Source organism: Streptomyces thermodiastaticus (genome assembly GCF_014656135.1).
GTDB lineage: Bacteria > Actinomycetota > Actinomycetes > Streptomycetales > Streptomycetaceae > Streptomyces > Streptomyces thermodiastaticus.
Genome location: NZ_BNBV01000001.1, coordinates 178,926 through 192,872, shown reverse-complemented (window position 1 = coordinate 192,872; position 13,947 = coordinate 178,926). Strand labels below are relative to the sequence as shown.

Below are 13,947 nucleotides of genomic sequence, written 5' to 3'. Positions count from 1 at the left end.
CCCGGGCGAGCCGCCGGTCAGGCGGGACGCGCGTCGGTGGCGGGCGCGGGCGCCTCCGCGGTGGTGTCCGCGGGTCCGACGGCGGCCAGGTCCCGGTGCCGGGTCTCCTTCGCGGCACCCACGGCGATCAGGGTCAGGACCGCCGCGCCGATCACGTACAGGGCGATCGGGGTGCCGGAGCCGTAGTCCGACAACAGAGCCGTCGCGATCAGCGGGGCGGGCGCGCCCGCGGCGACCGAGGCGAACTGCGCGCCGATGGAGGCGCCCGAGTAGCGCATCCGGGTCGCGAACATCTCGGAGAAGAAGGCTGCCTGAGGGGCGTACATGGCGCCGTGCAGCACCAGGCCCACGGTCACCGCGACGACCAGCAGGCCGAAGTCGCCGGTGTCGGTGAGCCGGAAGAACGGGAACATCCACAGCCCGACCCCGGCGGCGCCCAGCAGATACACCGGCCGGCGTCCGAGCCGGTCCGACAGGGCACCCCAGGCCGGGATGACCGCGAAGTGCACGGCGGAGGCGATCAGCACCGCGTTCAGCGCGGTCTGGTCGGACACCTCGGCGGCGGTGGTGGCGTAGACGAGGATGAAGGCGGTGAGCACGTAGTAGCTGATGTTCTCGGCCATCCGGGCGCCCATCGCCACCAGCACATCGCGCCAGTGGTGCCGCAGGACCGACACGAGCGGCAGTTTCTCGGTCCCCTCGCCGTCACCGGAGCCGCGCTGCGCCGCCTTGCGGGCCTCGGCGCGCGCCAATGCCTCCCGGAAGACGGGGGATTCGTCCACCGACAGCCGGATCCACAGACCGACCACCACCAGCACACCGGAGAGCAGGAACGGGATGCGCCAGCCCCAGCTGTCGAAGGCGCGGTCGGACAGCACGGCCGTCAGCAGCGACAGCACTCCCGTGGCCAGCAGCTGCCCGGCCGGTGCGCCGGTCTGCGGCCACGAGGCCCAGAAGCCGCGCCGCCGCGGGTCCCCGTGCTCGGACACCAGCAGCACGGCGCCGCCCCACTCACCGCCGAGCGCGAACCCCTGGATCAGCCGCAGCGTGGTGAGCAGCAGCGGAGCCGCGGTGCCCACGCCGGCGTGGGTGGGCAGCAGTCCGATGGCGCAGGTCGCGCCGCCCATCATCAGCAGGCTCAGCACCAGCAGCTTCTTGCGTCCCAGCCGGTCGCCGTAGTGCCCGAACACCAGCGCGCCCAGCGGCCGTGCCGCGAATCCGACCGCGTACGTCAGGAACGACAGCAGCGTTCCCACCAGCGGGTCGGACTCCGGGAAGAACAGCTTGTTGAACACAAGCGCGGCCGCGGAGCCGTACAGGAAGAAGTCGTACCACTCGATGGTGGTCCCGATGAGGCTGGCGGCGACGATGCGGGGCAGCCGGGACGGGGCTGGGGGAGCGGTCGCGGAGGAGGACATCGGCACCACTTCCTGGCGTTCGACGGGGCGTGTGCGTGTCGCCACACGGTAGGAACGCACAGATCAGAGGCGTATGTGCTGGGACACCATAGTTCGGGGTACAGGGGTGCGTCCGCCCACCATGGGCGGGGGAGGAGGCGCCCGGTGACGGGCGTGCCGCACCATCCCCTCCGTCGCCGTGGGCGCGCCGCCCGGAACACCAGCCAAGCATGGGTGAGTAAATCGGACATACATGTCTATCCCCTGATATAAACATCGCTTGACGGCGTGTTCTGCACGTGAACAGGCGAAGGTGCCACGCCGGTTGACCGACCTCACCGCTTCTTGAGGAGAAGCATGCGGCCCTTCAGAACCGCGGCATCCCGGCAGGCGCCGGTCTCCGTGCCGCGCCGGCCGGCACGTCCGGAAGGAACCCAGGCACGCTGGTACGGTCCGCTGTCCGTAGGCGGGGACCTGACGGGCGCCGCCCTGCCGGTCGCGGCGGCGATCGCGGAGGTCCGCGAACCCCGCCCCGAGCACCTGGTATCCGCCGCCGCCCTGGCGTGGCCGCTCATCCGGGCGGCCGCCAAGCGCTACACCTCGGCCGCCTGGGGCGACGGCGGCGGTCTGGGAGCCGTCCTGAAGGACTGGCTGCTGCTGGTCGGCGCACTGGCGACGCTGCGCGTGCTGTGCGGACTGGACAGCGTGCCGGCCGACACCTTCACGGCCCTGATCCCCGCACTGGTCCTCACCGCCGCATGCCACACGGTGATCCACCGTCACCTCCTGGCCGCCCGCCGCGACGGCCGGGCCCTGCGCCACGTCGTGCTGGTCGGTGAGAGCACGGCGATCGACGTCGTGGTCGAGCAGCTGGCCCAGCGCACCGACCACGAGTACGTGGTCGTGGCCTGTTGCCCGGTCGGCGAGGAGGAGGTGCTCTCCGGCGCCCCGGTGTACGTGCGGTTGCCGCGCACCGAGCCGGAGCACGCCGAGCAGGACGCCGGGCCGGTGCTGGAGGCGGTGGACGCCGTCGGCGCCGACCTGGTGTTCGTGGTGCCGGGACCGCACCTGTCGGGCCAGCGGCTGCGCCGGCTGTCCTGGGCGGTGCACGACCGAGGGTGCCCGATCGCCGTGCTCCCCGGCATCGTCGAGGTCGCACGCCGCCGGATGCGGCTCACCTCGGCCTCCGGGCTCACCCTGCTGCACATCGCGCCCCCGATCAGCCGCGGCGTGCCCGCGGTGGTCAAGGCGGCCGTTGACCGGGTGGGTGCCCTGGTGCTGATCGTGCTGCTCGCGCCGCTGCTGCTGGCGCTGGCGCTCGCCGTGCGGCTCAGCTCGCCCGGCCCGGCGTTCTACCGGCAGATCCGGGTCGGCCGGGACAACACGCACTTCGCCATGTGGAAGTTCCGCACCATGGTGGTCGACGCGGACCGCATGAAGGAGCAGCTCGCGGCGGCCAACGAGCACGACGGCCACATGTTCAAGATGCGCCGCGACCCCCGCGTCACCCCCCTGGGCCGCTTCCTGCGCCGCTACTCCCTGGACGAGCTGCCCCAGCTGTTCAACGTCCTCCTCGGCCACATGTCCCTCGTCGGTCCGCGTCCTCCGGTGCCGGAGGAGGTCGTGCAGTACGACCCGGTGGAGATGCGCCGGCTGCGCGTCAAGCCGGGCCTGACCGGGCTGTGGCAGGTCAGCGGACGGTCGGACCTGTCCTGGCACGAGACCGTCTCGCTCGACCTGCGCTACGTCGACAACTGGTCCCCGGCGCTGGACGCGCAGGTCATGGCCCGCACCGTCCGCGCGGTGCTCAGCGGCCAGGGCGCCTACTGACGCTCCGCCATCCGGGCAGCGCTGCCGCCAACACGCCCGCCGGACGGGCCGGTCGCGTCCCCGGGAGAAGGAGGATCACGGATGCCCAACGCCTCGGCCCTCGGAAAGGGACACTGCCATGGCGCAGACCGCAGCCACCGCGCGGCCCGGTGACGATCCACCGGTGACGGCCCCGGTCGTCGACCGCGACCTGCGCGGCTTCACCGGCGCCGGCTACGACAAGGGACGCCCGCTCCTCGTGCAGGCCGCCTGGTTCGCCGTCCTCCACCTCGTCTTCGTCAAATGGTGGTGCCCGGCCCGCTGGCGGCCGGCGCTGCTGCGCGCCTTCGGCGCCCGCGTCGGACAGCGCGTCCTGATCCGGCACGGTGTGCGGGTGCACTGGCCGTGGAAGCTGGCCATCGGCGACGACGTGTGGATCGGCGAGGACGCCTGGATCCTCAACCTCGAACCCGTCACGATCGGCGACGACTGCTGCGTCTCCCAGGGCGCGCTGCTGTGCACCGGCAGCCATCGACGCCGTAGCCCCACCTTCGAGTTCGACAACGGCCCCATCCGCCTGGAGCCGGGCAGCTGGGTCGCGGCCCGCGCCGTGGTGCTGCGCGGCGTGACCGTCGGCCGGGGCGCGGTGGTGGGCGCCGGGGCCGTGGCCCACCGGGACCTGCCGCCCGGCACGGTCCTGACGACGAAGGGACGCACGGCATGAGACTGCTGCACGTGGTCACCCTGATCAGCGACGACGGCATCTACGGCGGCCCGCCGAGCGTCGCCGTCGCCCAGGCGCAGGAGCTGGCCGCACGCGGGCACGAGGTCACGCTGCTGTCGCTGTGGCGGGGCAGCGGCCGGGCACCGGACCGCATCGGAGACGTTCCGCTGCGCTCCCGTCCCGCCCGCACGCTGCTGCCGGCCCGGGGCTGCGTTGGCCTGCTGCACCCCCTGCTCCCCCGTGACCTGTGGCGGGCCATGAAGGACACCGACGTCGTGCACGTCCACGCCGGCCGGGATCTGGTCTCCCTCGCCGCCCTCGCCGTCGCCGCGCTGCGCCGCGTGCCGTGCGTCGCCCAGACCCACGGCATGGTCGAACCGCGCACCACCCTGCCCGTCCGGCTCTTCGACCTGCTGTATCTGCCGCTGCTGCGCCGGGCGCGCGCCTGCTGCGTGCTGACCGGGCAGGAACGCCGGCTCGTGGCGCGGGTGCTTGGCGGGGACGGACCGCCGCTGCCCGTGCTGCCCAACGGCATCCGGCCGGACGCACCCGAACCGGAGCCGCACCGGTCGCGCCCTCCGCAGGTGCTGTTCCTGGCCCGGCTGCACCCGCGCAAACGCCCCGAGGTCTTCGTGGAGATGGCCACCCTGGTCCACCGGACGATGCCCGAGGCGCGTTTCACCCTGTACGGCCCGGACGACGGCTCGCTGCCCGCCGTGCGCCGGCTGATCGACCGGGCGCCCGCGGGCGTGGTCCGCTACGGCGGCCCGCTGCACCCGGACGCGGCCCGGCGGGCCTACCGGGAGGCCGCGGTCCATGTGCTGACGAGCGTGAACGAGCCGTTCGGCATGACCCTGATCGAGGCGCTGGCCGCCGGCACCCCCGTGGTCTGCACCGACACCTGCGGCATCGCCGAGGAGCTGGAACGCCGCGGCGCCGCCCTGGTCACCGACGGCAGCCCGGCGGCCCTGGCGGCGGCGGTGTGCCGGCTGCTCGGGGACGCGGAGCTGTGGGCTCGCATGGCGCGGGCCGGGCGCCGCGTGGTCGAGGACCTCTACTCCATCGGCGCCGTGGCGGACCGGCTGGAGGAGATCTACCGAGGCGCGTGCGCGGGTGAACCGGCAGGACCGGATGCCCCGGGGGACACGGACCGTACGACGACCGGCTCACGGCAGGAGGCAGCCGCCCCCAGGCCTGCCGCCTGATTCTCCGGCGCCGCCGGCCCGATCGCACACGACCGGCGGGCCGGCGGCGGGGCGCGGGACCGGGTGCCCGGCGGCCCATCGGCCGCCGGGACTGTCGGCCCGGCCGCGCGCTCAGGGCCGCGAAGGGTCCGCGCCCGCCCCGCACACCCCGCGGAGGATCTCCTCGAAGCGGGTGGCGCAGTCGTCCAGGGCGAACTCCCGCTCGGCCAGGGCGCGGCTCTCCTTGCCCAGACGCTCCGCCAGCGCCGGGTCGGACAGCACCGTGCGCACCCAGGCGGCGGCGTCCTCCAGGGCCCGTTCCTCGGGCGGGAAGACCGCCGACCCCGCCCGGCGGAGCAGCCGCGCGGCGAGGTTGTCCGCGGGCATCAGGCCGAGCACGGGCCGCCCGGCGCACAGGTAGGACAGCGTCTTGGACGGCACCGAGTACTGTCCCGCGTCCGGGTCCAGCAGGACCACCAGGACGTCCCCGCTGCCGAGCACCTCGGGCAGCCGCTCGTAGGGCTGGAAGGGCAGCAGCGTCAGGTCGACGCCCCGCTCCGCCGCGGCCTTGCGCAGCACGGGTACCGCGGGGCCGTCGTTGACGACGACCAGCCGCACCGGACTGCCCTGCTCGCGCAGGCGCTCGGCGAGCCGCACCAGCAGCACCGGGTTGTGCTTCAGCCCCAGCGTGCCCGAGTACAGCAGCGTCGGCACCCCGTCCAGACCGTGCTGTGCCGACCAGGCGTTGGCCCGTGGCACCGGCGTGATCTCGTCCAGCGGCGCCCAGTTGGGCACCACGGTGACCTTGCCCGCGGTGCCCCACTGCTCGTGGACCGGCACGAACGAGTCGGCGATCACCACGACGGCCGCGGCGCGGCGCGCCGCCCACTTCTCGCCCGCGCCGAGGACGGTGGCCGCCAGGCCCATCGACCGGGCGATGCCGGCCGCGGCGAAACTCCTCAGCGCGACCGCGGTCACGTCCTGGTGCCACAGCACCCACGGGATGCGCAGCGCGCGCAGCGCGGCCGCGGTGACCACCAGCACCGGGACCGGCAGATTGGACAGCAGGGCCACATCGGGCCTGACGCGGGCGACCTGCCGGGCCAGTTCGCAGCCCAGCCGGGTCTCCTGGCCGAGCCGGCGCACATAGGCCTCCTTGCGCAGCTCGACCCCGTCGCCGATGGTGGCGAAGCGCAGACCGCGGATGCCGGAGGCGAGGTCGCCCTTGCCGGAGACGTAGGCCGTGCACGTGGAGTGGACGACCTCATGACCGCGGCGCGTCAGCTCCCGGCTCAGCTGGGCCTGGAACGGGTGGCCGCTGTAGTCGTGGACGAGGATCCTCATCGGCTCGTGTGTCCTCGCAGCAAGGGCAGAGTCACTGGTGGGCCCGCTTGACCTGGTCGTACACCCAGGCATAGGTGCGCTCCAGCCCGTCGATCAGCGGAATGGACGGCTCCCAGCCGTACAGCTCGCGGATCAGGGTGTTGTCCGAGTTGCGTCCGCGCACGCCCTGCGGGGCGTCCAGCCGGTAGTGGCGCTCGCAGCGGATGCCCGCGATCTGCTCCACGAGGTCGACGAGCTGGTTGATGCTCACCAGCTCCGAGGAACCGAGGTTGACCGGTACGCCGCTGTCCCCGTCCATGATCATGCGTGTGCCGTGCAGGCAGTCGTCGATGTACATGAAGGAGCGGGTCTGCCGGCCGTCGCCCCAGATCTCGATCCGGTGGTCGCCGGACAGGGCAGCCTCGGCCACCTTCCGGCACACCGCGGCGGGCGCCTTCTCCCGCCCGCCGGTCCAGGTGCCGTGGGGGCCGTAGACGTTGTGGTAGCGGGCGACCCGGGTGACCAGCCCGTAGTCCTCCGTGAAGTGGCGGCACATGCGCTCGGAGAAGAGCTTCTCCCAGCCGTAGCCGTCCTCCGCCTGCGCAGGGTAGGCGTCCTCCTCGCGCAGCGCGGTGACGTCAGGGTCGGTCTGCTTGCCGGCCGCGTAGACGCAGGCGGAGGAGGAGTAGAAGTAACGCTCCACGCCCTCCTCGTGCGCGGCCTTCAGCATGTGCGTGCTGATCAGCACCGACAGCATGCAGGCGGCCTTGTTGTTCTCGATGTAGCCCATGCCGCCCATGTCGGCGGCCAGCATGTACACCTGCCGTGCGCCCCGGACGGCCGCCCGCGCGTGCTCCAGCAGCGACAGGTCGGCGGTGACGTTCTCGGCGCCCTCGTGCAGCTGGTGCCATGCGTGCCGGGGCTTGTTGTCGATGGCGCGGACGGTCAGCCCCTGGTCCAGCAAGGTGCCCACGAGATGACCGCCGATGAATCCCCCGGCACCGGCAACGACGACGTCCACCTGCTTGCCCATGGGTCACTCCTTCGTCCGGAGATCCTCTGATCTGGTGGGCATCATCAATGCATATATGTCATGAAATGGGGCGCAGGGCGCGCCGCTTGGCCGTGTGCGTCACCCGATGACGGTGCGGTGCATGCGGTCCCCCGGGGGTGCGGCTCTGCGTGCCTGAGCGGTTCGCCGGTATGCGAGCGCTATAACCCTCTTGATGACCTTTCAGGTGAAACATCCCTTTCCGCGGCGTTCTCCGGGCGACGGCACCGGCGGCGTGACGGCGGTATGCCTCTGGTCCGTGGCGCTGCTGGTGCTGCTGCCGGGCACCGTCCTGCTGTCGGACGGCGCGCATCCGTCGCTGCCGCTCGCCCTGCAGACGGTGGTGGTCGCACACAGCGGTGCGGCCCTCGTCCGCGTGCTCACCGCGCCGAAGGTCCGGCTCGTCGCCCTCGGGTTCTGGGTCTTCGCCTACGTCTGGCTCGGACTCGCGCCCCTGGCGCAGCTGGCCTGCGACACCTACCCGTGGGGCTACCGGACCGGCCAGGCGACCGCGCTCACGGCCGTGGCCGTGGTGGAACTCGGGCTGCTCGCCCACAGCGCCGGGTCGGCCGTCGCCGCCCGCCGCGAGCGCCGCCGCACGGCCGGACCGCTCTCCTCCGCGCCGGGCACGGTGGAACTCCTGCTCTCCCGCCGCCTGGCGCCCTGGCGCCTGCTGTCGCTGTGCGGATGCGCGCTCGCCCTGGGCGTGGTGCTGATCCCGCGCCAACCGGGCGGCCTCGCCGTCTGGTTCACCAGCCGCCAGGCCCTGCGCGAGTCGGGCCTGGCCGACGGCTCCGACGGCGCCTTCCTGTCCGCCCTGCGCCACTGGTCGCTGTCCGTGCCCGCGTTCTGGGCCCTGCTGGGCCTGCTGCTGGTGCCGTGCGCGCCCGGCGGCGACCGGCTGCTGCGCGCCCTGCGCCGGCTGCTGCTGCCGCTGCTGCTCGCCCTGAACGCCGTCGTCAACAACCCGGTCAGCACCCCGCGGTTCTGGATCGGCACGGTCCTGCTGACCCTGCTGTTCGCCGTGCCCCGGACGAACCGGCCGCGCGCCTTCCGCGCGGTCGCGGCCGGCCTCATGGCGACCGTGCTGCTGGCCTTCCCGTACAGCGACTACTTCCGCTACAGCGACCGGGAGCAGCTGTCCGTCGTCTCGCTCACCGCACAGTTCACCACCAACGGCGACTACGACGCCTTCCAGCAGGTGCAGACCGGCATCGACTACGCGCACGAGAGAGGTCTCGCCCCGCTGGACGTGCTGGGCCCGGCACTGTTCTGGGTGCCGCGCGCGGTGTGGCCGGACAAGCCCGAGGACACCGGCATCGCGCTGGCCCGCTACGCCGGCTACGACTTCCAGAACCTCTCCGCGCCGCTGTGGATCGAGAGCTACCTGTGGGCCGGTCCGCCGGCGGTGGCCGCCGTGTTCTTCCTCCTCGGCGCGGCGGGCCGCCGCATGGACGACGTGCGTCACCGGCTCCGCGACCGGGCGGGCACCCTCGCGGCGTGCCTGGTCCCGGCATTCGCCTTCTACCAGATGGTCTTCCTGCGCGGCAGCCTGCTCGGCATCGTCGGCCCGCTGACACTGCTGCTGGCCGTCCCGCTGCTCATCAGCGCGCCCGCCGCCCGCGCGTCGCGGGCCGTGACACCGGCGCTGCCGGCCCCACCCGACCGCCTCGCACCGATCCCCCACAGGAGGGCACCCGTGACCGGCCCCAACCCCGTCCCCGACCGGTACGACGAGCCGGACCAGCTGCGCGACCAGCTGCGCCGGCTGCTGTGCCACCGCGCCGCCATCGCCCTGGGGGTCGCCCTGGGGCTGCTGGGCGGCGCCGCCCTGGCGTTCGGCCGCGCCCCCGTCTACACCTCCGCCAGCGAGGTCCTCGTCCGTTCCACCGCCGACCCGTTCGGCACCGTCAGCGTGGCCGCCGACAACCAGATCAGCATGGGCACCGAGCAGCAGATCGCCGCCGGCGCCTCGGTCGCCGCCCGCGCCGCCCGCACGCTGGGCCGGCCCGCCGGCGAGGCGGCCACGCTCGGCAAGCACCTGCGGATCACCCACCGGCCCAAGTCCCAGGTGCTGCGCTTCGAGTTCACCGACTCCTCACCGCGCCGCGCGGCCCGCGGAGCCGACGCCTTCGCCGAGGCCTACCTGGCCGACCGCAAGGTCCGCAACGAGGCCGCCGCACAGCGGGCCGGCCGCAGCGTCGAACAACAGATCCAGGCGGTGCAGCAGGCCAAGGAGCAGAAGAACACCGGCGAGGCCGTCCAACGCGCCCTGCAGACCGAACTGGACACCCTGCACCGGCGCATGGTGGACATCAAGTCCCGCGACACCGACGGCGGCTACGTCGTCCGGCACGGCGCGGTACCCACCCGGCCGGCGGGACCCGGACGGCCCGCCCTGCTCGCGCTCGGCGGGGCGAGCGGCATCGCCCTCGGCATCCTGCTGGCCTGGCTGTGCTCCGCCCTGGACACCCGGGTCAGGTCGGCCGGGGACGTCCGGGCCGCGCTGCGCACCCCCGTGCTCGGTCTGCTGCCCGCCGAACCCGGCGACGAACCCGGCGGCGAGCCCGGCCTGCTGAAGGTCGGCCACCGCGGCGGCGACCGCGCCGAGAGCCACCGCGCCCTGGCCTACCGGCTGCACCGGACCGGGTCCTCCGGGGGCCCCGGCGGCATCCTCGTCGTGGCCCCCCGGCGCGATGCGGCCACCGAGGAGATCGCCGTGAACCTGGCCGCGGCCCTCACCGAGTGCGGCCGGGAGGTGCAGCTGGTGGACGCCGACACCGACACGCCCCCGGTGACCGCCCGGCTGCCCCTGCTTCCCGACGAGGCCCGCCCGTCCGGACAGCCGGCCCTGCCCGAGGGCAGCCGCCTCGTCGACGCCGGCACCGCCGGGCACTTCGCCTGCCGCGCCGGCGACGGCACCGGCACCGTCCACCGGCTGCCGGCCGCATCGAAGGCGCGCACCACGGTCGTCCTCGCCCGCCCGCTCCTGGAGCACGCCGACGCGCTCTCGGCCGCCCAGCGTGTCGACGGCGTCCTGCTGGTCGCCGGCCTCGGCACCACCCGGCGGGAGGATCTGCGGCGGGCCGCGGAGCTGATCGACTGCTCCGGCGGGACCCTCCTGGGCGCCGTGCTCGACGGGGACCGCCGGCCGGACCGTCTCCGCTCCGCCCTGGCCGCGCTGCGCTCCCGCACCGCGCGCCGCCCGGCGACGACCCCGCCGGACAGCCCGGTGGTGACGCTGCCGGCGCAGGACGAGACGCTCACGGCCGCCCGCAGGTGACCGCCGCACCCGTGACCGCCGCCGCTCCCGGGGCGGCCACCGCCCCGAGCGGGGTCGCTGCCGCGGCACGGGGCGGCTGGTGGGGCGTGGCGGGCTCCGCGGTCAACGCCGTCTTCGCCTTCGTCCTCGTCGGCCTGATCACCCGCGCCCTGGGAGCCCAGGGGGCCGGAGCCGTCTTCACCGGAGTGGCGCTGTTCACCATCCTCAGCCACACCTGCAAGCTCGGCGCCGACACCGGGCTGGTCCGCTTCGTCTCCCGGGACATCGCCGTCGGCGGCGGACGCGGGGTGGGGGGTCTGCTGCGTGCGGCCCTCACGCCCGCCGTCGTGACCAGTACGGCGGCGGCCCTGCCGCTGCTGCTGTGTCCCGCGGTGGCCACCACGCTCCTGCCGCACCTGCCGGCGTCCGACGCGGTCACCCTGATGCGGCTCTTCGGTCTGTTCCTGCCCGTGGCCACGGTGGGTCTGGTCCTGCTCGGCGCCAACCAGGGCCACGGCACCGTGGTGCCGTTCGTCGCCGTGGAACAGATCGGCAAACCCGTGCTGCGCGTGCTCATCGCCGTACCGGTGATCTGGCTGGCGCCCGGCATGCTCTCCCTGGCCGCGGCCTGGCTGCTACCCGCCCTGGCCGGCACCGCGGCCGCCTGGCTGGCCCTGCGCCGCAACCGCGCCGCCCGCGGCACCGACCACCCGGCCGTGCGCGGCGCCGTCCCCTGGCGTGCCTTCTGGAGGTTCGCGGCCCCCCGCGCCGTCTCGGCCGTCTTCGACTTCAGCGCGGTCTGGGTCGGTGTCGTCCTGCTGTCCGCGCTGGCCACCAGCGCCGAGGCGGGCGTCTACACCGCCGTCGGACGGGTCGTCACCGCGGGCACCCTGGTGCAGCTCGCCGTGCGGATGGCGGTCGCACCGCAGCTCAGCCGGCTGATCGCGGTCGGCGACCTCGCCGAGGCGCGCCATCTGCACCGCGTCTCGACCTGCTGGGTGGTGCTCTTCTCCTGGCCGGTGTTCGTGTTCGTCGTCGGCTTCCCGCGCACCGTGCTGTCGGCCTTCGGCCCGGAGTTCGGCGACGGGGCGGCCGCCCTGGTCGTGCTGTGCGCGGCGGCGATGGTCAACGTCGCGGTCGGCAACGCCCAGACGGTGCTGCTGATGTCCGGCCGCAGCTCCTGGCATCTGGCCGTCACCGCGGCGGCGTTCGCGGTGCAGCTGACGGCCGGGCTGCTCACGGTGCCCCGGTGGGGAGTCCTCGGTGCCGCCGTGTCCTGGGGGGCGGCCGTCGTCGTGGAGAACGTCTCGGCCGCCCTGCTCGTCCGGCTGCGCCTGGGCTTCACGACCGTGGACCGCGGCTATGCCGCCGCTCTCGGTGCCGCACTGGCCGTCGCGACGGTGCCGGCGACCCTCCGGACCCTGGCAGGTGACACCCCGTCAGGACTCGCCGTCGCACTGGCTTGGGGAATGTGTCTGTTCGGTACTATTTTGTGGCGGTATCGCAGGCTGCTGAGAGTGATCGAGCTGGCCGGAGTTCTGCGCCGCCGCGTCGCCTGAGACCCGGCGAGGGACAGGGCCGTCCCGACCCGGCGCATCCGTGGGCCACTCGCAGCGCCTCACCCGCACCACTGTCATCCGGGGTGTCCATTGCGCCTGAGAAGATCCCCGCGGAGGGCGGCCTGCTGGGCTGTCGCCGCTCCCGTACTGTGCTCCGCCGCCCTGCCGGGCTCACCCGTCGCCGCGGCGGCCGCCGGGCCCGCCCCGGCGTTCACCGCCGATGCGCTGAGCACCTGGCAGACCGACGGCATCGTCTGGTCCCTGGCTGCCGCGAACGGTGTCGTCTACGTCGGAGGGACCTTCGACTCGGTCCGGCCGGCCGGTGCCGCACCGGGCGAGAAGCAGGTCCCGCGGCACAACTTCGCCGCGTTCGACGCCGTCACCGGTGCGCTGCTGCCGTGCGCTGTGTCGTTCACGGGCGGCGCGGCAACCGTCCGCGCTCTCAAGGCCTCGCCGGACGGCAAGGTGCTGTACGTGGGCGGCTCCTTCAGCCGGGCCGGCTCCACCGGTGTGGCCAACGCCGTCGCTCTGAACACGGCCGACTGCACCCTGCGCAAGGACTTCAGGCCGGCGGTGTCCGCCACGGTCAGGGCCATCGAGGTCTCGGACCGGACCGTCTACCTCGGCGGCGACTTCGGCCGGGTCGACGGCCAGGTCAGACGGCACCTCGCCGCCCTCGCACCCGCGGGCTCCCTGCTGGCGTTCCGCGCCGACACCGACGCCCCGGTGCGCGCCCTGTCCGCGGTCCCCTCCCGCAGGAAGCTGTACGCCGGCGGAGACTTCGACACGGTGGGCGGCCGTCCCGCCCACGCCCTGGCCGCCCTCGACGCCACCAGCGGCGCGACCGTGCGCACCTACCCCGGCTGGCTGCCGCCGCGGTCGGTGGTGAAGTCCCTCGCCCAGGACGGCACCCGCTTCTACGTGGCCGCCGAGGGCCGCGGTGACGGCGTCTTCGACGGCCGCATCGCGGGCACCGTCGCCGGCGACCGCATGGTGTGGAAGGACACCTGCCTGGGCGCCACCCAGGCCGTCCTGCCCTACAAAGGCGTCCTGTACAGCGCCTCGCACGCACACAACTGCTCCGCGACCCCGGGCGGGTTCCCCGAGCGGGGCGACCGGCAGCACCTGCTCGCCCAGTCGCCGCAAGACAGCAGGATCCTGCACTGGTTCCCCGACACCGACGAAGGGATCGGGGAGAAGGTGGGCCCCCGCGCCCTGGCCGTCGAGCGCGGTGTGCTGTGGGTGGGCGGCGAGTTCACCCGGGTCAACGGCGTCCCCCAGCAGGGGCTGACCCGCTTCGCCGCCGGCCCCGACACCGGGGCGCCCCAGACCCCCGCCCTGTCGGTGTCCTCGGCCAGGGCCGGACAGGTCACCCTGCGCTGGCGTGCCTCGTGGGACCGCGACGACGCCTCGCTCACCTACCTCCTCTACCGCGACGGCCGGCTCGTCTCCCGGCAGGTGCGCTCGTCCGCCTTCTGGAACCGCCCGTGGATGAGCTACACCGACACCGTGGACGCCGGCACCCGCCACGAGTACCGGATCGAGGTGACCGACGGCACGAACACCTCGCCGCGGTCCCCGGCCCTGCGCGTGGCCGTGCCGTCGAAACCGGCCCGCACGGCGGGGTGAGACGGCCGG

At 74.0% G+C, this 13,947-nt stretch carries 9 protein-coding genes; 6 read left to right on the top strand and 3 right to left on the bottom strand.

Annotated elements, in window-relative coordinates; translation table 11 throughout:
* Positions 1-17: 17 nt before the first annotated feature.
* A complete protein-coding gene (locus IE286_RS00830; protein ID WP_189794576.1) occupies positions 18-1,418 on the bottom strand; it encodes an MFS transporter in 1,401 nt (466 codons plus the stop codon).
* A 336-nt stretch (positions 1,419-1,754) separates the two neighbouring features.
* Here IE286_RS00830 and IE286_RS00825 point away from each other — a divergent pair, with 336 nt between their 5' ends.
* The 3 genes from IE286_RS00825 to IE286_RS00815 all read left to right on the top strand — a co-directional run bounded on the left by IE286_RS00825 (position 1,755) and on the right by IE286_RS00815 (position 5,135).
* The gene (locus tag IE286_RS00825) at positions 1,755-3,227 is read left to right on the top strand and encodes a sugar transferase (protein WP_189794575.1); all 1,473 of its coding nucleotides are present in this window, start codon (positions 1,755-1,757) and stop codon (positions 3,225-3,227) included.
* Between the two features lie 118 nt (positions 3,228-3,345).
* Positions 3,346-3,930: a WcaF family extracellular polysaccharide biosynthesis acetyltransferase gene (locus IE286_RS00820; RefSeq protein WP_189794574.1), complete on the top strand. Its 585-nt coding sequence runs from the start codon at positions 3,346-3,348 to the stop codon at positions 3,928-3,930.
* A complete protein-coding gene (locus tag IE286_RS00815; protein WP_189794573.1) occupies positions 3,927-5,135 on the top strand; it encodes a glycosyltransferase in 1,209 nt (402 codons plus the stop codon). Before IE286_RS00820 ends, IE286_RS00815 begins: the two co-directional genes overlap by 4 nt.
* Positions 5,136-5,246: 111 nt before the next feature.
* Here IE286_RS00815 and IE286_RS00810 read toward each other — a convergent pair whose 3' ends face one another.
* Entirely contained in the window at positions 5,247-6,458 is a 1,212-nt protein-coding gene (locus IE286_RS00810; RefSeq protein WP_189794572.1) for a glycosyltransferase family 4 protein, read from the bottom strand.
* Positions 6,459-6,489: 31 nt separating this feature from the next.
* Entirely contained in the window at positions 6,490-7,470 is a 981-nt protein-coding gene (locus tag IE286_RS00805) for an NAD-dependent epimerase/dehydratase family protein (RefSeq protein ID WP_189794571.1), read from the bottom strand.
* 277 nt (positions 7,471-7,747) lie between these two features.
* Here IE286_RS00805 and IE286_RS26965 point away from each other — a divergent pair, with 277 nt between their 5' ends.
* From IE286_RS26965 to IE286_RS00785, 3 genes are all read left to right on the top strand, one after another.
* Positions 7,748-10,771: a hypothetical protein gene (locus IE286_RS26965; RefSeq protein WP_229861900.1), complete on the top strand. Its 3,024-nt coding sequence runs from the start codon at positions 7,748-7,750 to the stop codon at positions 10,769-10,771.
* Between the two features lie 11 nt (positions 10,772-10,782).
* A complete protein-coding gene (locus tag IE286_RS00790; RefSeq protein WP_229861899.1) occupies positions 10,783-12,309 on the top strand; it encodes a lipopolysaccharide biosynthesis protein in 1,527 nt (508 codons plus the stop codon).
* 90 nt (positions 12,310-12,399) lie between these two features.
* The gene (locus tag IE286_RS00785; protein WP_189794568.1) at positions 12,400-13,938 is read left to right on the top strand and encodes a fibronectin type III domain-containing protein; all 1,539 of its coding nucleotides are present in this window, start codon (positions 12,400-12,402) and stop codon (positions 13,936-13,938) included.
* The last annotated feature ends 9 nt before the right edge of the window (positions 13,939-13,947 follow it).